This window comes from Vibrio celticus (assembly GCF_024347335.1).
In the GTDB taxonomy this organism is placed as follows: Bacteria; Pseudomonadota; Gammaproteobacteria; order Enterobacterales; family Vibrionaceae; genus Vibrio; species Vibrio celticus.
Map to the genome: position 1 here is coordinate 1,828,081 of NZ_AP025463.1, position 24,468 is coordinate 1,852,548.

Genomic DNA, 24,468 nt, shown 5'->3' on the forward strand with positions numbered 1-24,468 from the left:
AAAATTCGATGAACCAGAAACAAAAAATCAGTGGTAGATATTCTCTACCACTGATGGCCTTTCGTTATAGCAAACAGCTTATCTTATTGAGCGTTTAACTTAAGCTTCTAGTGCTTTCGTCACTTTCTCAAACAAGTCTTTTGCTAGGTTGTCCATGTTCTTTAACGTCTCTAGTTCTTTTTTGATCAGAGCTTGGCGTTCATCATCGAACTTACGGAACTTAAGTAGTGGATCAATCAGACGTGAAGCCACTTGCGGGTTGCTGCTGTTTAGCTCACGTAAGATCTCGCCAGCAAATGCATAGCCTTGACCAGACTTGTCGTGGAATTGAACCGGGTTCATGTTTAAGAATGAACCAACCAAGTTGCGAGTTCGGTTCGGGTTCTTCAAACTAAACGCTTGATGTGACATCGATGCTTTGATCACTTCAAGAGCATTGGAACTTGGGTTTGTACCTTGTAGAGCAAACCACTTATCCATAACAAGACCATCGTGTTTCCACTTGTCGCTGTAATCCGCCATCAAGGTTTCACGACATGGTAGTTGCGCACTGTTTGCCGCACCCATTGCTGCCATTGTATCGGTCATGTTGTTTGCTTGTTGGTACATTGCAACAACCAAATCGTTACCCTGTTCTGTGTGCGCTAAGTAACTTAGGCAAACTTTACGTAGAGTACGCTTACCAATCGAATCGTGATCGATCGTGTATTCCGTTAGTGCGTTGCTGTGATAAACCGCCGCTAACTCGTCTTCAAGTTCTGCAGCTAGTGTGACTTTCATTGAGTTAAGAACCGATGCGACCGCATCAATATCAACACGCTCATACCAACCTGATACTTCATTGTGGCTTGGTAGAGAAAGCATTTCTGCAATAAACGCAGGCTCTAGTGAATCACTCAGCAGTACGCCACGGAATGCATCAACAACAGAATCAGAAAGCTCAAACTCTTGACCCTGTTGAACCTTCTCAACATTGCTGCGGATGTACTTCGCTAATAGCATTTGACCCGCATCCCAACGAGAGAACTCATTGCGTGCATTTACCATTAGGAAGATCAGCTCTTCATCTGAATAGTTGTACTCCAGTTTCACTGGCGCAGAAAATTCACGAAGTAATGATGGGATCGGTTGCTCTGAAACGTTTTCAAACACGAACGTTTGCTCTGCTTCTTTCACATCTAATACATTATGAACTGGCTTACTGTTACATTGTAACTCAACAACTTCACCCGCAGCCGTGTATAACTCGATATCAAGAGGAATATGCAGAGCCTGCTTTTCCGTTTGCTCATGAGTTGGCGCTGTTACTTGGCGAGTTGTTAACGTGTACTGCTTCTTCTCTGCGTCGTACTTACTTTCAACAGACAGCGTCGGCGTGCCAGACTGGCTATACCATAAACGGAACTGAGATAGGTCGACACCCGATGCATCTTCCATTGCCGCGACGAAGTCTTCACATGTTGCAGCCGTACCATCGTGACGTTCAAAGTAAAGCTTCATACCTTTTTGGAAACCGTCTTCGCCTAACAATGTGTGGATCATACGGATCACTTCACTGCCCTTTTCGTATACAGTCAATGTGTAGAAGTTATTCATTTCTATCACTTTTTCTGGACGAATTGGGTGAGACATCGGACTTGCGTCTTCAGCGAATTGTGGCCCGCGAATAATACGAACATTGTTGATTCGGTTTACTGCGCGAGAGCCAAGATCAGATGAGAACTCTTGGTCGCGGAATACAGTTAAGCCTTCTTTCAAGCTCAGCTGGAACCAATCGCGACACGTCACTCGGTTACCGGTCCAGTTATGGAAATATTCGTGACCGATTACTGCTTCGATACCTAGGTAATCGGTATCCGTAGCAGTTTGGTCGTTCGCGAGAACAAACTTAGAGTTGAATACGTTCAGACCTTTGTTTTCCATCGCACCCATGTTGAAGAAATCAACGGCTACAATCATGTAGATGTCTAAGTCGTACTCTAAGTTGAAACGCTCTTCATCCCACTTCATTGAGTTAATCAAAGAAACCATCGCGTGGTTAGCTCTGTCTAGGTTGCCTTTGTCGACAAAGATTTCTAGGTCAACGTTACGACCCGATTGCGTAGTATAAGCATCACGAAGTACATCAAAGTCACCAGCAACAAGTGCAAACAAGTAAGCAGGTTTTGGGTGTGGGTCTTGCCACTTCACCCAGTGACGTCCATTTTCAGCTTCACCTTCATCAACACGGTTACCATTACTTAATAAGAATGGATTTTCTGCTTTGTCCGCGATAACCGTGGTGGTGAATTTTGCCAATACGTCTGGGCGGTCCATGTAGTAAGTGATACGACGGAAACCTTCCGCTTCACATTGAGTACAGAAAGCACCACCCGATTTGTACAGGCCTTCAAGTGCACTGTTCCCTTCAGGATCGACTTCAGTCACGATCGTTAATGTGAATTCTTGTGGTAGATCGTTCAGTGTCAGTTGAGTTTCAGACTGCTCATACTGAGTCCACTCTTTACCTTCTACCAGAACAGAAACCAGCTTCAAGCCTTCACCATCAAGTACTAAGGTCGAGCTATCTTTCTCTTGCTTAACACTAGACACCGCCGTAATGATGGATGCTGAATCGTACAAATCGAAAGTAAGATCGATTTCAGAAATAGTGTGAGATGGTGATTGATAATCTTTACGATACTTGGCTTGAGGTGTATGTGCCATGACGGGTTCCTTTTGATCGTTATACGTAATTATTTGTTAACTGTATATATCTAAAGGTTGAGCGCCAAGAACACAAGGGGAATATTAAAAAAAGGAGGCATTGTAGGAAAATGCCTCCATGTTTTGCTATTTTATCAATCAAATCAGAAAGGAACGGCTAAGAAATGAACTGTGTGCCATATTTTCAACGAGCCGATTTTATGGCTAAAACTCGTCCTTAACGTATGCGATTAAGCACCGCGAACATGTCTCCCTCTTCGCCTTGAAGCGTCAAAACATCACTGTTCAAAGTGTAACGAGTACCGTGTTCGCCGTTCTCGTAAAGTAGAACTAATTGGTCGCCCTCGGTGTAATACACACCCCGACGAATGACTTCTCCCCCTTCTTCATCGGACACTCGGAACATGAAGATAAAATCTGGTTGAAGTACTAAATCCATTTTTTGAATGTTACTCGCACGCAAATCGCTTCCAGACAGTTCGGCGCTTGACCATATTCCAGCTAGGGCGTTAGGCAAGGCTTTGGTGAACATAACACCGTTAAGATTCAGCATATTATGATTACTGCTGTACGCATAAACCTGAGGCTCAGAAGTATTCAAACCCAAAATAATGGTGTCTTCATTGGCGTTATACAAACCTTCCCAATGATCCACACTGTAGTCTTTCTTTTGGATATCGATAGTGAATGAGTAATTTGAATCGAGAGTGAGTTTGATTGCTCTAAAGTTTTCAGTGCCTTGCTCAGGATCTGGATTCATCAAATACCAATCGCCAAGCAATAGAGGAAGGTCAAAATGAGATAGATTACTATCACTTTTTGATTCTTGGCTGTTCGAAGCGACCTCGCTCCCAAAAGCAACAAAACTTAAACAAGATAAAATTAGTAGAATCCATTTCATACGCGCCCCCTCGTTTTCTTTAAGCTTAGGCACGTAATGATTAGAAAGCGAAAAAATATGATCTAAGTCACTAAATTTTAAGTGCGAAGTAACTTAAATGTCATTATCCAACGCAAAACAGAGCTAAATCACCCTGAATATTGATTGTTATTTGCGCCAACCTAAACGGTTACAATCAGATATTTCTGTCAAATCATAGACACAAAAAAAGCGAGCCTAGGCTCGCTTTTTAAATTTTGCGTCTTGAAACAATCACCTTTTAACAGGCGTTTGCTCTATTTCTTGATCATATCCAGCATGATAGCAACAGACTCATCAAGATAAGCATCCGGGGCTTCATAGTCTTTAGGAATATCATCCAACGTTTTAAACTCCTCTAACTTAGCGGCTTTTTGACGTTGATTAATACGATCTAGACGAAGCGCATCCGCATCATCGCTCTCTTGCTGACGTACCTTTTCATTCAAAGAAAGGTCGTTATCGTCTTTATCTGCCTTATATTTTTCAATATCTTGCGCGATAAAGCCAAATTCCATATCTGTCGCAATACGAGCTTGGTGTTGAGCTGTTAAAGCAGCAATTTGCTCATCGTTACGCTGTAACACTGAGTAGTTTGCTTTATCAATGCTGTCCCAAGGTAGAGCATTGTCTTCAACACTTTCACCAGTGTCTGCTGGGTCAATTGGCGTTGGGTAAGCAATATCAGGTACTACACCCTTGTTTTGCGTACTGCCACCATTGATTCGGTAGAATTTCTGGATTGTGTATTGAACATAGCCCAACTCTTTGTCGAACAAATCATAAATATGATTCAAAGAACGATGCTGTTGTACCGTACCTTTACCGAAAGAGTTTTCACCTAAGATGATTGCACGACCGTAATCCTGCATCGCTGCTGCAAAGATTTCAGATGCTGAAGCACTGTAGCGATTCACCAATACCGTTAACGGACCTTGGTAACTGATTTCACCATCAGTATCACTGTTCACTTTGACACGACCGTAGCTATCACGAACCTGGACAACAGGCCCCTCTTTGATAAACAAACCAGAGAGTTCGGTTGCTTCCGTTAGTGCACCACCACCGTTGTTTCGCAGATCAACAATAATACCTTCAACACCTTGCTCTTTAAGCTCGGTGATCAGTTTATCGGTATCTTTAGAAAGACCAACATAGAAACTTGGTACTTCGAGTACACCAATCTTCTTGCCATCTTTCTCGATAACTTCTGACTTAACAGCGCGGTCTTCTAAACGAATCTTATCGCGTACAATTGTGACAACGTGACTTTTTGCATCTTTACCGTCTGCCAAGATCTGTAGCTTAACTTTAGTCCCTTTCGGTCCTTTAATTAATTGCACTACATCGTCTAAACGCCAGCCTATAACATCAACAATCTCTTCGCCATCTTGACCAACGCCAACAATACGGTCGCCATCACTCAATTGTTTGCTATTTGACGCGGGGCCACCAGCAACTAAAGATCGAATAACGGTGTAGTCGTCTGTCATCTGAAGTACAGCACCAATACCTTCTAGAGATAGATTCATCTCAGATTGGAATTGCTCTGCATTTCTTGGAGAAAGGTAACTGGTGTGCGGATCAACTTCACGCGCAAATGCGTTCATGTAGATTTGGAAAGCATCTTCGTTGTGCGATTGCGTTATACGCTTCATCGCATTGTTGTAACGCTTTTCCAAAACTTCTTGAATCTCTGGCCACTCTTTACCAGTAAGTTTTAGATTCAACGCATCGTATTTGACGCGTTTTCTCCAAAGCTCATTCACTTCAGCAATATCTTTTGGCCATTCAGCTTCACTACGATTGAGCTCAATACTTTCATCAGTATCAAACTTAATCTCTGTATCTAGCAAAGACAATGCATATTGAAAACGTTCAAAACGCTTCTGCATAGACAAATTATAAACATCGAATGCAATCTGGTTATTGCCAGCTTTCAGTTGATCATCAATTTGTGTAGATGACGCAGCGAAAGAGTCAATATCAGCTTGAGTGAAGATATTACGATTATAATCCAGCATCTCTAAGTAACGATTAAAGATAGCTTGAGAGAAATCATCGTTGAGATTGAAGTGTTTATAGTGAGAACGAGTAAATCGAGAAGTAACACGTTTACTAGCAGTTTCGTGTTGGACCTCAGGAGCGAGTAGAGGTAAATCGTCCTGATCTAATTTGGCTTCAAGAGCCTGAGCTGAAGCTGCTAGCCAAAAGCTAGCAGCAATCAGTGTCAATTTTGAACGGCATTTCATGCGTAGGAGTATCTCCTTTAAGCGCGCAAGTGCTCCGCTTTAACAACCATTTGTAGGCCGTTTGCTAACTGAACACGCACATCTTCCTTATTGATTTCAACAATGGTCGCAGCCATGTTTCCTTTACCCATGTTCACATTTACTTCTTTGCCAGCGATGAATTCGTCAGCGTTCAAAGCGCGTGTTTCTACAGGCTTTTCTACTTTTGGTGCTTTAGGCGCTTGACGACGAGGCTGTTGAGCTTTCTTCGCCTTAGGTTTCGCTTTGCCTTCTTCACGAGCTTTTTGTGCTTGTTCTTTACGACGAGCTTGAACTTTCGCTTTGCTTTCAGCAAGTGTAGCTTTAGCGTGTTCAACGTGCTCTTCTTCTAGTGTGCCACACGCGTTGCCGTCTAGGTCAACACGTTCTGCGCCAGCTTTTACGCCGTGCAGGTAACGCCATGATGATGTGTACTGTCTTAACGCTGCACGAAGCTGAGTCTTACTTACTTTTTCGTCTTCATTTAGACGTTCAGCAAGATCTTGAAAAATACCAATTTTAAGTGGCTTCGCTTCACCTTCTAGAGTAAAGCATTTAGGGAAACATTCAGCAATATATGCGATAACTTCTTTGCTGTTTTTTAACTTTTCAGTGTTTTCCATGTGGGTTCCTGGTTTTTGCGGTTTTCCGCGAGCATTAAGAAAATATTTTTACGTATTATAGAGAGATGCTTGGGAAAAACCACAGTAAGAGAATAATTTATGCCTTGTTCGCGTGCGAATTAAGCAGCTTTTCCACTTCTGCCATGAAAAATGTTAATCCGTCCTCGTCAATTTGAGAAAAACGACCAACATTTGGGCTATCAATATCAAGAACGCCCGCTATTTTTCCGCCAATCGAGAACGGAATAACGATTTCTGAGTTACTTGCAGCGTCACAAGCGATGTGACCTTCGAACTCATGAACATCATGAATGCGCTGAACTGTATTCGTCGCAACCGCAGTTCCACACACACCACGCCCGACCGGAATTCGCACACAAGCAGGTTGACCTTGGAAAGGACCCAGTACAAGTTCGTCTTTTTCCTTAGCTAAATCCTGCTTCATTAAATAGAAACCCGCCCAATTCAAGTCATCCAATTCCATGAATAATAATGAACTGATATTAGCAAGATTAGCAGTTAGATCGGTTTCTGATTCAATTAATGCAACGGCTTGTTTGGTTAAGCGTTGGTAATGTTCTATTTTCATATTAACTTCCAATTAAATTGAGACTTCCATTATCAAGAGAACGCAGTAGAATGCGGCCATCAAACTAAATAGGACTTATTCTCATTACAATGAACAATTCAGAAGACACTATTAGCCGTTCTTGGTTAATAACTCAAGTAAAAAAACACAAGTCCAAATTACTGTTTGCTAACATTATTGCCATATTTGCAACTCTCATTAGTGTCCCTATCCCGTTGCTCATGCCATTAATGGTTGATGAAGTATTACTTGATAAGCCCGCTTCAGGCTTAGAGATGATGAACCACCTACTTCCATCTTCATTACAAACACCAACTGGCTATATAGCACTAACTTTGTTGTTAGTGATTATCATGCGCTCCGTTAGCCAAGCGCTGAACATTCTGCAAGGGCGTCAGTTTACGCTTGTGTCCAAAACAATTACCTATCAAATGCGCAGCAAGATGATAGATAAGCTTGGCCGCATCAGTATTCGACAATACGAAACCAAAGGCAGCGGCGGTATCAACGCCCACCTAATAACAGACATAGAGACAATAGATAAGTTCATTGGCTCGACCCTTTCTAAATTTATCATCAGCTTCCTGACCGTGTTCGGGACAGCGATCGTGCTGTTGTGGCTAGAGTGGCGTTTAGGGTTGTTCATTTTACTGGTCAATCCTGTTGTAATTTATTTCTCCCGTAAACTAGGCAGCAGGGTCAAACACCTTAAGAAGTATGAAAACCAATCTTTTGAGCGCTTTCAAAACCGTTTGGTGGAAACCTTAGATGGCATTTACCAACTGCGTGCGGCGAATAAAGAACGTATCTTTCTCGATGAACTTAAGGTTCAAGCAAACCAAGTAAGAATCGATGCCGACAAATACGCTTGGCAATCTGAAGCTGCTGGCCGTGTTTCGTTTCTACTCTTCTTATTAGGTTTCGAGCTTTTCCGTGCCGTCGCTATGCTAATGGTGTTATTCAGTGACTTAACCATTGGTCAGATTTTCGCAGTATTTGGCTACTTGTGGTTCATGTTAGGCCCGGTCCAAGAGCTACTAGGGATTCAATTCTCTTGGTATAGCGCGAAAGCTGCACTGCAACGCATCAACGATCTTCTTCAGTTAGAAGAAGAGAAGCGCCCTATTAGTAAAGTGAACCCATTTACTGAAGATCAAGAAGTGACCGTCGACATCGAAGACGTTACATTCTCTTACACATTGGAAAACACTGTTTTAAATAGGCTATCGCTGCACATCCCTGCAGGTAAGAAAGTCGCTTTGGTGGGCGCGAGTGGCGGTGGTAAATCTACCTTAATCCAGTTGCTGATTGGGGTTTACCAAGCAGACTCGGGTTGCATTCGCTATAACGGTGAAACAACCGATGACATTAGCTTTGATGTAATACGCAATCAAATTGCCGTGGTTTTACAACAACCTATACTCTTTAACGATACATTAAGGCATAATCTGACCCTTGGTGCTGAATACGATGAAATGTCGTTGTGGCGCGCACTTGAAGTCGCTCAAATGCAAGATGTCATCAAGCAACTGAGTAATGGCTTAGATACACAAATTGGTAGGAACGGCGTTCGACTGTCTGGTGGTCAACGACAACGCTTAGCAATCGCTCGTATGGTGCTGAGCAATCCTAAGTTTGTTATTCTTGATGAAGCGACATCTGCACTCGATACAGCAACAGAGTCAGCGCTGCATAAAGCGTTGAGCGAGTTTTTGAAAGATCGCACAACTTTGATAGTGGCTCATCGATTATCAGCGGTGAAACAAGCCGATCTAATCTATGTTTTAGAAGATGGACAAGTCACACAGACGGGAACACATGGTGAATTGGTTGAACAACAAGGACTCTATCAAACACTCTACGGCAGTGTGCAATCGCACGCCTGATGTTTGTGGCTCTGAGTCTTTAAGTCGGGTTGCTAACCTAACTTACGTTTCAACTTGGGAGGTCGCGTGACCTCCCCATCCGTAACCAATCCTTTATCAACAAAACACCAATGCGATAGTAGCTCAGTGCGTCTTTGCCAGGGCTGCGAACTTCCCGTAGATAAAATGGACATCCCTTTAGGGAAATCAGCTTACTGCCCAAGATGCGGAACTCAGCTTTATAGAGGCGGTACCCCTAGCCTCTCTGGAAACCTAGCAATCGCAATTACCTGCTTATTGCTATTTATCCCATCGCACTTTTTTGAATTCATCAGTATTCGCCTGATTGGCGTCATGATACCCGCGACGTTACCATCGGGTGTTTTTACCTTAATGGGCGAAGGCTTTCCTCTGCTTGGTTTGCTAATCCTGTTCTGCAGTTCGATCGCTCCGTTGCTCGTGTGCACCTCGGTACTCATCACTCATGCTTCACTGCGTTTTAAGATCTTCACACCCTTTCGTTATGCATTAGCTATTATTCAGACTCTCAAACATTGGATGATGTTGGATGTGTTTCTGGTAAGTTTGGCGGTCTCGTGTTTCAAACTGCAAGATTACTCGGATATTTTTGTTGGCCCTGGTTTGATTGGCCTGATTCTTCTGCAGCTTTTCAGCGTATTACTGGTAAGCCGTATCAGTGTGCGTCGCTACTGGGAAGCTTGGACAAAAGAATCCGAATACTCTTTTGCTGAGAGTAAGAACGTACACTGTCACAACTGTCATCTATCTCAGCCTGACGGTCATACTTGTGTGCGTTGTCACCATGACTTATATCACCGCAAGCCCTACTCTATACAGAAGACTTGGGCTCTGCTGTTTGCCGCATCCGTGGCTATTGTTCCCGCTAACGTTATTCCTATCTCTATCCTTATAACCAACGGTCAAAGGCTGGAAGACACCATAATTTCAGGTGTCGCTTCGCTAATTAATAGCGACATGTATGGCATCGCAGCGATCATTTTCATTGCCAGTATCGTCGTGCCAGTCGCGAAAATACTGGGCCTCGCGTACATCTTAATCTGTATAAAGATGAAGCGCGCCGTTTACCACAGGCAACGTATGACCATCTATTTCATCGTGAAATGGGTGGGGAAATGGTCGGTAATGGATCTGTTCGTTATTTCGATCATGATGACCTTGGTCGACCGCGGACAAATTTTAAACTTTACACCAGGTTATGGTGCAGTCGCTTTTGGTGTCGTAGTTGTTCTCACGATGCTAGCAGCGGAAAGCTTAGATCCTAGGCTAATTTGGGATAACTACACCTCTAAAGATGAGTCAGTGAATGAACAACGATAACCAATCACAAACGTCATATTCACCAGAAGTAAGGAAAAACAAAGGCATCTCACCTTTGTGGATTCTGCCGATATTAACCGTCGCCTTAGCCGGTTGGTTGGTCATGAAATCGATACACGATGCTGGGCAACGTGTGCAAATATACTTCTCAGATGCCGCAGGTTTAGTCGCAGGTCGAACAACGATTCGTTACCAAGGCTTAGAGGTGGGTATGGTGCGCGACATCACTTTATCCAAAGATCTATCGAGCATCTATGTCGATGCTGACATCTATCCAGAAGCGAAGAAGCTACTCTCAAAAGGCACTCGTTTCTGGCTAGTAAAACCAACAGCAAGTTTGTCGGGTATCTCCGGGTTAGACGCACTTGTTTCAGGTAACTATATTGCTATCCACCCGAGCGAAGCCAAAGAAGACCCGGAAACTGTTTTCCAAGCGTTAGAATCCTCCCCTTCTGACTTACTGGCTTCTGAAGGTTTGAATATTTCACTGACGACCAAAGATCTGGGCGGTGTGTCTGTGGGTTCTCAAATCGTTTACCGTAAAATCCCAATTGGTGAGGTTTACAACTACCAGTTAAACGACAACGCTAAATCCGTTACGATTCAAGCGTCAATTAAAGATGAATACAGTCATATCATTACCGACCAAAGCCGCTTTTGGAATGTCAGTGGTTTAGGTGCAAGTATTGGTTTTTCCGGTGTTGATGTTCGCTTAGAGAGCCTAAGTGCATTACTTGGCGGTTCAATTGCGGTTGACTCTCCAGGAGAAGGTCAACCGGTTGAGATGAACACCAAGTTCAAGCTCTACCCAGATTTGAAAACAGCGGGTCGAGGTATCTCTATCAAGATCGCCGTTCCCGATGATAATAAAATCAGTGCAACGGGTGCTCCGATCATGTATCGCGGCATTGAAATCGGTCAAATCACTGACTTATCGCTAAGTGAAGGGCGTGAAAACGTCGTTGCATCTGCCGCTATCCAACCGGCATTCAGTGACTTCTTAAATAGTGGCAGTAAATTCGTTCTAGAAGAGGCCGAACTGTCGCTGACTGGCATGAAAAACATTGCCAACTTAGTGACAGGTAACTTTTTAACCTTGGTACCGGGCGAAGGTGAAAAGGCGCGTCGATTTACTGTGATCCGCAAAAATGAATTCAATCAGGAACAAGAGAAATCCGTTGCGATTCGCTTAACGTCGAACAATTCGTTCGGGTTAGATGTCGGTACACAACTTCTCTACAAAGGCATTGCCGTTGGTTCTATCATCCATGTGGGATTAGTTGATGGTGTTGGTACGGGCTCTGAGAAACACGAAGTCTTCATGGATGCGCTTATCGACAACGAGTACGCGCATCTTATCAAAAGTCACAACCGTTTCTTCGTGACAGGCAGTGCGACCGCAGAGCTAACCGAATCAGGCTTGAGTGTTACGGTCCCACCAGCAAAACAGCTTCTTACTGGCTCGATTAGCTTTGTAAGTGAAGGTAAATCTGAAGTTCGAACGGACTACCAACTTTTCCAAAGTAAGTCGTTAGCAGAAATTGCTAAGTTTAATCAGTCTGGTTCAAAGACACTTTCGTTGTTTGCCAGTGAGCTACCTTCAATATCTAAAGGCAGCCCACTCCTCTACCGCAACCTACAAGTGGGTAGTATTTCTGATTTTCAGCTTGCCGACGGTGGCGTAAGAATCAAAGTCACAATCGAAAATCGTTACACGCACTTACTCAACAAGCACACTGTTTTCTGGAACCGTTCAGGTGTTGAGGTTGATGCATCGCTATCGGGTATCAGCATTAAAGCGGCACCAGTTAAAACCCTTATCCAAGGCGGTATTGCTTTTGACTCTCTGCCAGGAATCGACAACAAACTCGGCGATGTGTGGAAGCTATATAAAGATTCGAAATCTGCTCGAAAATTTGGTCGTGCGATTACTATCACCTCTTCTGGCGATCAAGAAGTCAGCAAGGGCATGGCGATCAAATATCAAGGTGTCACTGTTGGTGAGGTTACTTTGGTGATTCCGAACTTCAACAAGGGCGGTATTGAAATTACTGCGCGTATTTTACCTGAGTACGTCGACAAGATTGCCGTGGCGAACAGTCACTTCTGGTTGGCAGAGCCTGAGATTGGCCTTAACGGCATCAAAAACGTCTCTGCGCTGCTCTCTAAGCACATCAACGTAGATCCGGGTAAAGGTGAAAGAAACACGAAATTCGAGCTTAGCAAAGGACCCGTGCAGCCTGAAGGCAAAATCTTCAAGCTGCAAAGCGAAACGCGAGGCTCGGTATCTGAAGGCACGCCTATCCTATTCCGTGAGCTAGAAATCGGCAGTGTTATTGATGTTCAGTTAGGCGAGTTTGCTGACCGCATCATCTCTACGATTCAAATAGAACCTGATTACGCGTATCTAATCCGCGCAAACACCGTGTTCTGGAACGTGTCGGGCGTCGATGTCTCTATCGGCCTGTCTGGCGCAAACATCAAAGCCGGAACGGTAGATAGCTTGTTGAGAGGTGGTATTACATTCTCAACGCCACCGACAAATGAACTTCAACCAGTGGCAAGCGAAGATCAGTCTTTCTATCTCTATCCTCAAGCCGAAGATGAGTGGAAATCATGGAGAACCGCGATTCCTCGTCCATAGAGTGAATTCCCTGACGTTTCCGGAAGATTAATTCTTCATCAAAATGCAGCCATTCGGCTGCATTTTTGTTGTTTGCTATAAATATGGTTTAGGGCGGCCTCATTTTGCTTTAAACTCCCCGCATTAATGCAATAAATCGAGATACTCTTTTGCACGCTAACGTATATATTCCTGAAGAATTCCTAACGCACATCGAAGCAATCATGCCTAGTCATCTAGATATGGCTTCTTTCGTTGCGTCATGCCAAAAACCACTTCGTAAAAGCATTCGAGTCAACACATTGAAAATCAGTGTTGAAGACTTCCTAGTACGAGCAAAAGAGAAAGGCTGGGAACTGGAACCTGTACCTTGGTGTGAAACGGGCTTTTGGATTACAGCTGATGAAAGTGAAGCGCCACTAGGTAATACGGCAGAACACATGTCTGGTCTTTTCTACATCCAAGAAGCCAGCTCGATGATGCCACCCTCGGCACTTTTCCAAGGCGAAGCTGATTACCAAGCGGTGCTAGACACTGCGGCAGCACCCGGCTCTAAAACAACGCAAATCGCTGCGCTGATGAATAATCGCGGTGTGTTGGTTGCCAATGAGTACGCAGCAAGCCGTGTGAAAGTCCTACACGCTAACATCGAACGTTGTGGCGTTCGTAATGCCGCTCTAAGTAACTTCGACGGTCGAGTTTTCGGTGGTTGGTTACCAGAACAGTTTGATGCTGTATTGCTAGACGCGCCCTGCTCTGGCGAAGGTACCATTCGTAAAGATGCAGATGCGATGAAGAACTGGACGTATCAATCTGTGGTCGATATTGCCGACACGCAAAAAGATCTGATTGAAAGTGCATTCCATGCTCTTAAACCTAATGGTGTGTTGGTTTACTCAACGTGCACGCTTAGCACGGAAGAAAACCAACAAGTATGTCATCACCTAAAAGAAACCTTTGGTGATGCGGTTGAGTTTGAATCTCTTGAATCACTATTCGACAACGCAAAAGCAACCACGACAGAAGAAGGCTTTCTACACATCTTCCCTCAAGTTTATGACTCAGAGGGTTTCTTTGTTGCACGTATCCGTAAACTAGCGTCTGTTACTCCACCTGAAGTTAAAAAGCGTATGGGTAAATTCCCATTTGAAAAAGCCTCAAATAAATCTCAGCAAGAAGTCGCTGAACAACTGCTAAATGCTCTCGATATCGAACTACCAAGTGATACTCAAGTTTGGATTCGTGACAAAGACGTTTGGCTATTCCCAGAAGCGCTAGAACCTATGATCGGTGAATTCCGTTTCTCTCGCATGGGAATCAAGATCGCCGAAACCCATAAAAAAGGTTACCGCTGGCAGCACCAAGTGGCGACTACGCTTGCAACAGGTAATGAAGCTAATGTTGTCGAGCTTAGTATTGAAGATGCTCGTGAATGGTTCATGGGCCGCGATGTTCGCCCTGAAGGCTTGTCAGGCAAAGGTGAAGTACTAGTGAAGTACAATGGTGCAATCATCGGCCTTGGTAAGTGGGTTGGCAACCGAGTGAAGAACGGTTTACCACGCGAACTAGTGCGCGATAAGAACCTTTTCTAAAAGCTTTCTCCCTGTATACAGCTAGATAAACAAAAAGCCCAAACAACGTTAATTGTTTGGGCTTTTTCTATTCTTGTCGGCTAGTTCATTTCAAGGGAAGCACTGAAAAATCAACACTTAATTACACAAATATCAATTCAAGTCGCTATTTCCAATAACAAAAATCGCTAATTAGGGAATTTAAACTAGACTTCAGTCTAACAGTCAAAGAATTAAAACGATTAGCGTAGGCTCTTCGAAGCCCTTTCCCCTAAGCCCAAACAGGAAGGTTTGGGCTTTTTTTTGACCGACAAGATCGCTTATTTAACTAGGCTGATGCCTTCTTTGTCGATAGTGATCTTGCCAGACTTGTACAAACCACCAATTGTCTTCTTGAACGTACCTTTGCTGGTTCTGAATGCAGAGAAAATAACTTCCGGAGAAGATTTATCATTCAAAGGTAAGTAACCACCTTTCTTCTCAAGCAGATCGAGAACCTTAGTGCTTAGGTCATCCATCTTAGCCACACCAACCTTCTGAAGAGACAGATCAATCTTACCGTCTTCTTCACGAACGTTTTTAATGTAGCCTTTTAGTGTTTTACCAATGAACAGCTTACCGATGATATCAGATGGGAAAATCATACCCCAGTGCTCACCGTTCACGATCGCTTTGTAACCAAGTTGGCTGCGCTCAGCGATAATGAGATCAACTTGCTCATTTTGCTTATAAGTCGCAGGCGTGTTGTCTAACCATTTGTTGAACTTCGTTGTACCAACAATACGGCTCGATGCTTTATCGATATATACATATACTAAGATTGACTGGCCTTCGTTTAAACGGCCGCGCTGCTCGCTGAAAGGAACAAGAAGGTCTTTACCTTTCACGCCCCAGCTCATGAACGCACCAGTGCTGTTAACACCTTCAACCGTCATCAAACCAAACTGGCCTACTTGAGCGATCGGTTTTTCAGTCGTTGCAGCGATCTGGTTGTCAGAATCTATGTATAAGAAAACATCTAGCTTTTGACCAATTTCAACACCTTCAGGAGTAAATCGTTTAGGCAGCAACACGGTTCCATAGTCGCTCGCGTCAAGGAATACACCGAAGTCTGCTTGTTTTACTACTTCTAAGTTGTTTATTTGACCAATATTAATCATCAAGGTTGTCTCTACTTTAAATTTGGCGGAGATTATACGTGATCTCTGATATGCTTTCGCTAGTTTCATTCATATTTTTACATTCTAGGAGACATCGTTGATCACCGTTGATAAACAAGATGCGATAACACTTAAAATTAACCATGCCATGGCTAAGACCAAAAAGCTCGACATGGACGTTTATCTATTCATTCCCGGTGAACTTGGACTGACTCCTGAAGTGCTTTCTGAAAGTGCCTTTTTCTACAGCTCGATCACTCAAAAACGTGCCTACTATAGTGACAAAACACTTTTACCTTTGGTACACAGTCGCTTAGCAAAACGTGGACGCTTATCTACAACACAGTATCGTGTCAGTTTGAGTCTGTTTGCCTACCAATATGTTATTGCTTTAGATAAAGCAGTCAGCAGCTTAAATAAAACTGATAGTGACGACGTAACGGCTGATGAAGTAGATGAAGTCATTGAACTGGCGTTAGATATTCTAAAAAAGCTTCGTCGTAGTATTCCCTATGAAGAGAACCTCAAACGCTACTACGCAAACATTGATAACTACCTTTCATGGTACACAGAGCAAAAGTTCTTATCGCTGGTTTCGCATATGCCACGTGGCAGTGAGTATTCAACGATTAAAGAACGACTCTTAACGCTTTGTGATAAAGAGACTGCACACCGTAAACTGAACCGCTACAACTCAGCGAGAGTTCGAGAAGACGTTACTCGCTTGAGTAACAAGATGCGTTTGCTGCGTCGTTTGATTGAGCACCCTATCGTGCTTAAAGAAAAGACGACATCGATGGGTAAGAACGTTAAGCGCGCCGTGAAAGGTATTGCAACGGGTTTGGTGATGGTTGTCGTGACCACTACTGTGATCTTGGCTCGTGACTTTCTTGGTGAGATTACCGCCTCTTTCATTGTGGCGATGTCTTTCATCTACGCTCTACGTGAGATCTTCAAAGATGATTTGAGAGATATTCTTTGGCGCTGGCTGCGTAAAGGTAAACCGAAATGGAAGCGTCGTTACTTCGACCCAACGACCAATAAATCTGTCGGCCATAAACTGGAATGGTTGGACTATGCGAATTTCTCTAAGTTAGCAGACCGTATTCAATCGATACGTAAGAAGCGTGTCGTCCAACGTGAAGAGCAAATCCTGCACTACCGTTCGCACACTGAGATGTCGACATCGACGTTCATGAGTGGTTATGAAGAGACTCGTGAAACGTTATCCATCAGCCTAAGGGCGCTGACACGATTGATGGATAAGGGTTCGAACAAGATCTACCGTTTGAATGAAGGACAAGTGAGCCGCGAATCAGTAGAAAAGCGCCACTTGCTCAACCTGATCATTAAAGAGAACAATCACGATAACGAACCGACCTATTACCGTTGGAAAATCGTAATGAACCGTTCAAAGATCGTCGACCTCGAGCAAATCACTCAAGAATCTTAGCTTTGCTATGGTGTGCAGCACGGTATGTGGGTGTTCAATTCACATACCGCTCTTTTCAGTTATTCACTTATTCACTTATTCAAGCTTCCATCTACTTCGAGCTATTTCCTAGACGGGACTTTCTTGATCGAAAGCGTTAGCGTGAACTCGGCCATCGGCTCGTCGCCATGCAAAGATGGGCAAGTCGCGATAATGGTTACAGGTTGGTTTACACGCTCCCCGGTAGACATAGTTTTTTCCAGCATAGTGTTGATCAACTCACCATCGTTACAAGTGAAGTGTACATCGCCTTCTGGACGCTTTAAGAAGTTGCCCGTCACCTCTTTAAACGCCAACGAAATCTTTTCACCTTGCTGCTGAGATTTGCTCATCGCAAGAAAGCCACCCGCCACATCAGCACCCACAGCCAAAACACCAAAATACATGCTATTAAGGTGGTTCTTCGTTCGCCTTTTAAGAGGAATCTTGACCTCAACATGTTGGTTATCCAGTGCGAGCAATTTTGGTCTGCATAACCAGATCAGAGGCACTTTGAAAAAACCAAACATGCTCAAGTAGAAATTTGCTTTTTGTAGAGGGGTCAACATTCGGATTACCTAGTCAAATAAGTCATCAGACCAGTTAATCGATTAGCGATAGGGATGTCAAAAAAATGTTGCAAAAAAGAGATATCATCGCATAATGATATCTCTCTCATTCTCAAAGCTTTAGCGCTTCAAATAAACGGATATAGCAAGTTGATTTACTAAGACAACAAACCGATTTATGCAGTCACGACCGTTTCTACGCCTTCAAGATCAGCTATGTAACCTTGTAGACGTGGGTAATCCACTAAGCCTTGAGTTACTAGCAGCACTGGCTTCTTCACGTTCAGGGTTGCTTTAACAATCATATCCAACAAAGTAATAACCGCCTCATTTTGTGGATCAAAAGCGTGTTGCTGAGCTTCATTGTGTTTGTCTACGCCTAAAGTGAAAGACGCTAAGCTATCAACGTTTACCACTACACCATCGAAGTAATGCAGCAATCTTTCGCTCAGTAGCACTGCAGACGGCACATCGCACGAGAACAGTACTTTCAAACCATTAAGGCCACGTGGTAACCCTTGTTCGGCAAGCAAATCAATAATCTTAGCGGCATCGCTTAACGCACGAACGTAAGGCACAACTACTTCAACGTTGATGCCCTGCTCACGTAATGCCTTAATAACCTGACATTCTAAAGCGAAAGCCTTGCTGTATTCTGGTGTCGCATAGCGAGCGACGCCACGAACGCCTAGTGCTGGGTTAATCTCTTCAGCTTCGCAGTTCCCGCCAAGCAGCGAACGGAATCCATAGCTGTCTGCACTGCTTAATGCGATACGAACAGAAATGTGATTTGGCTGAACGGCAGCTTGAATGGCAATCACTAAGGTCGACACAAAATGCTCATCGACTGTTTTATCACCAAGGATCGCATCTAAAGACGTTTTTTCAATATCAGTCAGTGTATCTAAGTGACTTTCGATACTTGGGTGGTAGAAGACACGATCCATCACTAATTCTGATAACGAAACGTATAAGTGGTTGGAATTATTATTATCGTTGTAAGAAGGCAGCACATCACCTAAAACAAGTTCTGGGTGCAAAGTGCTTTGATTTTCTTGAGTCATTGCTGCTCCAGCATTTTTATGTTGTGTTCAAACGAAAATACCGATAGCTGCCTGTTAATACAAGTGAAAATCCCTTATTTGACGCTGGCCTGCTGATAAAAATAAGAATATTAGCAATAACTGAGATAACTTTGACTCAATAGAGTTTATTCCTCTGTTCAATTCCGTTATCTTAACCACTTCGCAATAGAATAAAAAAGCTATCACATGCCATTAAAAACTGATGAGTTGAGAACCCAAGCTCTGGGTCCTATGCCAACTCCTGCCGAACTAGGCAATGCACACCCTATTACTGACGACGTTGCTGAGCGCATTAAAAATTCTCGCCGCCAAATCGAAGATATCCTAACTGGTCGTGATAACCGCCTGTTAGTTATCGTAGGCCCTTGCTCTGTTCACGATACAGATGCGGCACTTGATTACGCTGAGCGCCTAAGCAAAATTCAAGACCAGTACAAAGATGAACTGTTCGTGGTAATGAGAACCTACTTCGAGAAGCCTCGCACTGTTGTAGGTTGGAAGGGTTTGATTACCGATCCTAACCTTGATGGTTCATACGCACTTGAAACAGGCTTGAACAAAGCTCGTAAACTTCTGCTAGATATCAACAAGCTTGGCCTAGCTACCGCGACCGAATTCCTTGATATGATCACAGGTCAGTACATTGCGGACCTTATCACTTGGGGCGCGATTGGCGCTCGTACGACTGAATCTCAGATTCACCGTGAAATGGCTTCTGCACTGTCTTGCCCAGTTGGCTTCAAAAACGCGACCAACGGCAACATCAAAATTGCTATCGATGCAATTCGTGCAGCACATGCTTCACACTACTTCTACTCTCCAGATAAGAACGGCCGCATGACGGTTTACCGTACTTCTGGCAACCCATACGGTCACGTTATTCTACGTGGTGGTGATAAAGGCCCTAACTTCGACGCTGAATCTGTAGATGCTGCGTGTAAGCAACTGGCTGAATTCGACCTACCTCAACGTTTAGTTGTAGACTTTAGCCACGCTAACTGTCAGAAACAACACCGTAAGCAGTTAGAAGTTGCACAAGACATTTGTGAGCAAATTAAATCTAATAAGAACCAAATTGCAGGCATTATGGCAGAGAGCTTCATTATTGAAGGCAACCAGCCAATGACAGATATCAACAACCTAGAATATGGCAAGTCGATTACTGACCCATGCCTAAGCTGGGAAGATACTGCAACAATGCTAGACATGCTTGCAACAGCAATTAAAGATAGAAACTTAGCTTAAGGAAACAACACAATGCCATCATTTGACATTATCTCTGAAGTAGAAGCAGTAGAACTACGTAACGCGGTAGACAACGCAAACCGTGAACTATCGACTCGTTTCGATTTCCGCGGCGTTGACGCAAGCTTTGATTACAAAGATGAATCAGTAAAATTGACTGCTCAAGACGATTTTCAACTGAAGCAAATGCGCGATATCCTTCGCAGCAACCTAACGAAGCGTAATGTTGATCCTAACGCGATGGAAGCGAAAGCGGCAGACCAAACAGGTCGCACTTGGCACCAAACGGTTATCTTTAAGCAAGGTATTGAAACTGATGTCGCTAAGAAGATCGTTAAGCTAATCAAAGACAACAAAGTTAAAGTTCAAGCTTCTATCCAAGGCGACAAAGTTCGTGTAACGGGTAAGAAGCGTGATGACCTACAAGCTGTTATGGCTCTAGTTCGCAGCGGTGAACTTGGTCAACCTTTCCAGTTTGACAACTTCCGCGACTAATTATTGAGTTTGAGCGACCGCCTATTTGGGTTGCTCATCATCAGCACAATGCCGTGTTTGAAATAGCAAAAAGCCACTTCATTCTAGGGAAGTGGCTTTTTATTTATCTGATCCAGTTTTAGTTTTATTCCGAGCCTCTAGCCGATTTAAAACAACCAGACAGCTCTCATTTCAACTAGAAGTAACTGCCTCAACTGAGTACTTGGGCTGCTGACAATTTTAGGTCTTTACCGACCAATAGGTTAAATTCTACGCTTGCTGGTGGAATAAACACACACACTCGTAATTTCTCTGCTCTTGCTTGCTCAAGCTTTGTTGATAGCTCTCCGCTGTTGGCGTAGCTCTCTCTTTCTGCATCTCGGCGGCACAGGTCGATAAATTCAAATGGACAATCGCTCGGTGAAAGTACGAGCTCTGCCTCCTGCATCAAACGTAAAGCCTTCATAGACAATAGCTCGACGTCTTGCTCGAATTCAATCCAAGTGACCTGCCCTTCGCTATCAATGCCTTCGGTTAGCGCTTGCTGGTAGTAAGACTCTAACTGCTCTCTGTCATTCACCTGCTCAATAAAGCTGGATGACAAGAATCGCTCCCAAAACTTACGACGCTCGTCGACGGTTGGGAATGACTCTTTGATTGAATTGCGTTTTGATGCACCGAAGTCTGCTATCAAACCTATGTTTTGTGGCAATACCGTTTCGAGTTTTTCTCTGATATTTCTTACTAAAACAGGTGATGCACCGCCACTAGAGATGGCAATTTGGATTCTGCCGCGATTTATCATCGAAGGTGTGATGAAGTCGCAGTAAGGCAGATCATCAACCACATTGACTAAAATGCCCAGTTTTTTCGCATCATTATACACTTGGTGATTCAAGCTTGGGTTGTCTGTTGTGGCCCAAACCTGCAAGTAATTTTTCGATATGATCTGTGACGAGTAAAAGTTTTGAACCCAGTGAAGCTTGTTCTCGTCGACAAGCTGCTTTAAGTAAGGCGCTACCTTGGGAGACACCAAAGTCACATCCGCCCCAGCTCGTAGTAAGCTATCGACTTTACGGCAAGCAACCTCACCCCCACCAACCACTAAGATTGGCTTATTTTCTACATCCAAAAACATTGGGAAATAACGCATGTTCTTCCTTGAGACTACTTCAATAACTATTCAGCCATGCTACCAAATTTGGAGCATATTCATAACTATCGAAGTGTAATAAAAATATTTATTGACCAAATTTCAACATTTCTTAAGTTTAATATTTCATCATTGTGATACTGATTCAGAATATTTATCTAGTCGATTATCAATATAAAAACCTAAATCTTGTTGCACCAACAGTGTGAACCGTTGCACTATTTACATTCACTTAACATTTGGTCATTCTAATTGTGTTCGGATTTGTGATTTCATTCAAAATTCTTTTTAAATTATACATTTGTGAAACTACGGATCCTTTCCTAACCTTATAAACAGTTGTTTAAATCGCACACAGTTTCATTTGCAAAATGCAACTCGTTTAATTTGAACAACAAGGTCATAGAAAACGCAACACATAAGAGAAACTCAAACGAGCACGAGTATCAGGTGTCACCTGGTTAACAAGGAAGGATACAAATGACAAATAAACTAACACTTCTTGCTTCAGTAGTAGCTGCATCAACTGCGATGATGGCAACATCGGCATCAGCGGCAGAAAGCACTCTGGACAAAGTAACATCTCAAGGTTTTCTAACTTGTGGTGTAAGTACCGGTCTTCCAGGGTTCTCTAACCCTAACTCAAAAGGTGAATGGGAAGGAATTGATGTTGAGTATTGTCAAGCTCTTGCAGCGGCTGTACTCGGTGACAAGACTAAAGTTAAGTATGTACCTCTAACAGCAAAAGAGCGTTTTACTGCGCTTCAATCTGGCGAAATCGACGTACTATCTCGTAACACAACATGGACATTACATCGTGACACTGCTCTAGGTCTGAACTTCGTAGGCGTTAACTACTACGATGGTCAAGGCTTCATGGTTAAGAAAGAACTTGGCCTAACAAGTGCTCAAGAGCTTGATGGCGCTTCTGTATGTGTTCAATCAGGTACAACAACTGAACTTAACCTAGCCGATTACTTCCGTAACAGTGGCATGTCTTACAAGCCAGTGGTATTCGATACGGCAGCACAAACATCTAAAGGTTTCGACGCTGGTCGTTGTGACGTGCTAACGACTGACCAATCTGGTCTATACGCACTTCGTCTAAATCTAGCTGACCCTAAATCTGCAGAAGTACTTCCTGAAATCATCTCTAAAGAGCCTCTAGGCCCTGTTGTTCGTCAAGATGATGATCAATGGTTTAACGTTGCTAAGTGGACACTTTCAGCAATGATTAACGCGGAAGAATACGGCATCTCTTCTAAAAATGCAGACGAAATGCTTAAGTCAAAAGATCCAAACATCAAACGTATTCTTGGTGTAGACGGTCCTAAAGGTAAAGGCCTTGGCATTCGCGACGACTGGGGTTACCAAGTAATTAAGCAAGTTGGTAACTACGGTGAGAGTTTTGAGCGTACTGTTGGTACAGGTTCTCCACTTCAGATCTCTCGTGGTGTAAATGCATTATGGAATGCGGGCGGCTTTATGTACGCTCCACCAATCCGTTAATAAATTTTCAAGCATCAATTAGGGCGGAGTTTTCCGCCCTATTTATTAAATGGATTTGAGGTTATAGTAGTATGAAACCTAATGAAACTATTTCTCCAGCTCAGGCAAAGCCACAGCCCAAAAGTGCCAACTTATTTTACAACCCCACTTTTCGCTCCATCATTTTCCAAATTATCGCCGTCGGGGCGCTTTGTGCTTTCTTTTACACGATTGTAAATAATGCACTCACAAACTTAGATTCCCGTGGTATCACCACTGGTTTTGATTTTCTCTCACAAGAAGCTGGTTTTGGTATCGGCTTAACACTGATTGAATACGACGAGACCTTCTCATACGGTCGTACATTCTTTATCGGTCTTCTCAATACCGCTTTAGTTTCAGTACTCGGCATCATGCTAGCTACAGTGCTGGGCTTTAGTATGGGTATCGCTAGACTCTCTTCAAACTGGCTAGTTAGCCGATTTGCAGCTGTCTACATTGAGATATTCCGAAATATCCCTCTTCTATTACAAATCTTTTTCTGGTATTTCGCCGTTCTACAAGCCTTGCCTTCTGCTCGTCAAAGTATGAGTCTAGGTGAAGCAATTTTCTTGAACGTACGTGGATTGTACTTCCCTGCTCCAGTCTTTGAGCAAGGCAGTAGCATTGTCATCGCATCATTGATTGTCGGTATTATCGCTACGTTTATTATCAACATCTGGGCTAAGAACAGACAGAAACTGACCGGCCAACAAACACCGATGTTGCGAATTGCCGCTGCGTTGATTTTAGGCTTACCGTTGGTAACTTACTTTGTTATGGGCATGCCTATCTCTGCGGATTACCCTGTGTTGAAAGGGTTTAACTTCAAGGGTGGTGTTAGCATAATCCCTGAACTTGCTGCATTGATGCTCGCTTTAAGTATCTACACAGCAGCGTTCATTGCTGAGATTGTTCGTTCAGGTATTAACGCGGTAAACCATGGGCAAACTGAGGCTGCGATGTCTCTAGGCATCCCACGCTCTAGAACTCTAAAGCTTGTCATTATTCCACAAGCATTAAGAATTATTATCCCACCACTAACCAGTCAGTATCTAAACCTGACCAAAAACTCATCACTTGCGATGGCCATTGGTTACCCTGATCTTGTCTCTGTATTTGCAGGAACAACACTGAACCAAACTGGACAAGCTATCGAAGTAATCGCGATGACAATGGGCGTCTACCTAACCTTGAGCCTATTAACGTCTGCTCTAATGAACATATACAACCGCAAAGTAGCGTTGGTGGAGAGATAA

General features: G+C 43.4%; 18 protein-coding genes. 9 read left to right on the forward strand and 9 right to left on the reverse strand.

The features are described 5' to 3' along the window. Nucleotides 1–99 precede the first annotated feature (99 nt). From pepN to OCV19_RS08535, 5 genes are all read right to left on the reverse strand, one after another. Nucleotides 100–2,706, reverse strand: coding sequence for an aminopeptidase N (gene pepN / locus OCV19_RS08515; RefSeq protein ID WP_065677508.1), 2,607 nt, complete (start codon nt 2,704–2,706; stop codon nt 100–102). A gap of 217 nt (nt 2,707–2,923) precedes the next feature. After that, nucleotides 2,924–3,607, reverse strand: coding sequence for a hypothetical protein (locus OCV19_RS08520; protein WP_050649895.1), 684 nt, complete (start codon nt 3,605–3,607; stop codon nt 2,924–2,926). A 275-nt stretch (nt 3,608–3,882) separates the two neighbouring features. After that, nucleotides 3,883–5,877 carry a carboxy terminal-processing peptidase gene (prc, locus tag OCV19_RS08525; protein ID WP_065677509.1) on the reverse strand — a complete coding sequence of 665 codons (1,995 nt, stop codon included), beginning with the start codon at nt 5,875–5,877 and terminating at the stop codon, nt 3,883–3,885. Between the two features lie 17 nt (nt 5,878–5,894). Continuing rightward, nucleotides 5,895–6,518, reverse strand: a complete 624-nt coding sequence (proQ, locus tag OCV19_RS08530; RefSeq protein WP_017057223.1) for an RNA chaperone ProQ — start codon at nt 6,516–6,518, stop codon at nt 5,895–5,897. A 97-nt stretch (nt 6,519–6,615) separates the two neighbouring features. Beyond that, nucleotides 6,616–7,107 (reverse strand): GAF domain-containing protein, encoded by a 492-nt coding sequence (locus OCV19_RS08535; RefSeq protein ID WP_017059689.1) that lies wholly within the window; start codon nt 7,105–7,107, stop codon nt 6,616–6,618. 89 nt (nt 7,108–7,196) lie between these two features. Here OCV19_RS08535 and OCV19_RS08540 point away from each other — a divergent pair, with 89 nt between their 5' ends. The 4 genes from OCV19_RS08540 (at nt 7,197) to rsmF (ending at nt 14,546) form a co-directional block, all read left to right on the forward strand. Continuing rightward, on the forward strand, nt 7,197–8,993 hold the full coding sequence (locus tag OCV19_RS08540) for an ABC transporter ATP-binding protein (protein ID WP_017059690.1): 1,797 nt from the start codon (nt 7,197–7,199) through the stop codon (nt 8,991–8,993). Between the two features lie 54 nt (nt 8,994–9,047). Continuing rightward, on the forward strand, nt 9,048–10,331 hold the full coding sequence (locus tag OCV19_RS08545) for a paraquat-inducible protein A (protein ID WP_065677510.1): 1,284 nt from the start codon (nt 9,048–9,050) through the stop codon (nt 10,329–10,331). After that, nucleotides 10,318–12,975, forward strand: a complete 2,658-nt coding sequence (locus OCV19_RS08550; protein ID WP_065677511.1) for an MlaD family protein — start codon at nt 10,318–10,320, stop codon at nt 12,973–12,975. The genes OCV19_RS08545 and OCV19_RS08550 overlap by 14 nt, the downstream gene beginning before the upstream one ends. Before the next feature lie 149 nt (nt 12,976–13,124). Then, nucleotides 13,125–14,546 (forward strand): 16S rRNA (cytosine(1407)-C(5))-methyltransferase RsmF, encoded by a 1,422-nt coding sequence (gene rsmF, locus OCV19_RS08555; RefSeq protein WP_065677512.1) that lies wholly within the window; start codon nt 13,125–13,127, stop codon nt 14,544–14,546. A gap of 299 nt (nt 14,547–14,845) precedes the next feature. On the opposite strand, the gene OCV19_RS08560 is transcribed toward rsmF, so the two are convergent. After that, on the reverse strand, nt 14,846–15,754 hold the full coding sequence (locus OCV19_RS08560; RefSeq protein WP_017059694.1) for a CvfB family protein: 909 nt from the start codon (nt 15,752–15,754) through the stop codon (nt 14,846–14,848). Between the two features lie 28 nt (nt 15,755–15,782). Here OCV19_RS08560 and OCV19_RS08565 point away from each other — a divergent pair, with 28 nt between their 5' ends. Beyond that, complete coding sequence (locus tag OCV19_RS08565) at nt 15,783–17,138, forward strand: hypothetical protein (RefSeq protein WP_065677513.1); 1,356 nt, start codon at nt 15,783–15,785, stop codon at nt 17,136–17,138. A gap of 101 nt (nt 17,139–17,239) precedes the next feature. On the opposite strand, the gene OCV19_RS08570 is transcribed toward OCV19_RS08565, so the two are convergent. Together OCV19_RS08570 and OCV19_RS08575 are read right to left on the reverse strand one after the other, a co-directional pair. Next, nucleotides 17,240–17,725: a PaaI family thioesterase gene (locus tag OCV19_RS08570; protein WP_065677514.1), complete on the reverse strand. Its 486-nt coding sequence runs from the start codon at nt 17,723–17,725 to the stop codon at nt 17,240–17,242. 176 nt (nt 17,726–17,901) lie between these two features. Next, complete coding sequence (locus OCV19_RS08575) at nt 17,902–18,789, reverse strand: putative PEP-binding protein (RefSeq protein ID WP_086738323.1); 888 nt, start codon at nt 18,787–18,789, stop codon at nt 17,902–17,904. A 207-nt stretch (nt 18,790–18,996) separates the two neighbouring features. Between OCV19_RS08575 and OCV19_RS08580 the strand changes: the two genes are divergently transcribed. Beyond that, nucleotides 18,997–20,055 (forward strand): 3-deoxy-7-phosphoheptulonate synthase, encoded by a 1,059-nt coding sequence (locus OCV19_RS08580; RefSeq protein ID WP_048615990.1) that lies wholly within the window; start codon nt 18,997–18,999, stop codon nt 20,053–20,055. 12 nt (nt 20,056–20,067) lie between these two features. Further along, nucleotides 20,068–20,550 (forward strand): YajQ family cyclic di-GMP-binding protein, encoded by a 483-nt coding sequence (locus OCV19_RS08585; RefSeq protein WP_017059699.1) that lies wholly within the window; start codon nt 20,068–20,070, stop codon nt 20,548–20,550. A gap of 190 nt (nt 20,551–20,740) precedes the next feature. Here the strand turns inward: OCV19_RS08585 and OCV19_RS08590 are convergent, their stop codons facing one another. After that, the gene (locus OCV19_RS08590) at nt 20,741–21,682 is read right to left on the reverse strand and encodes a precorrin-2 dehydrogenase/sirohydrochlorin ferrochelatase family protein (RefSeq protein WP_017059700.1); all 942 of its coding nucleotides are present in this window, start codon (nt 21,680–21,682) and stop codon (nt 20,741–20,743) included. Between the two features lie 480 nt (nt 21,683–22,162). Between OCV19_RS08590 and OCV19_RS08595 the strand changes: the two genes are divergently transcribed. Next, nucleotides 22,163–23,191, forward strand: a complete 1,029-nt coding sequence (locus OCV19_RS08595) for an amino acid ABC transporter substrate-binding protein (protein WP_017059701.1) — start codon at nt 22,163–22,165, stop codon at nt 23,189–23,191. A 71-nt stretch (nt 23,192–23,262) separates the two neighbouring features. After that, entirely contained in the window at nt 23,263–24,468 is a 1,206-nt protein-coding gene (locus tag OCV19_RS08600) for an amino acid ABC transporter permease (RefSeq protein ID WP_065677515.1), read from the forward strand.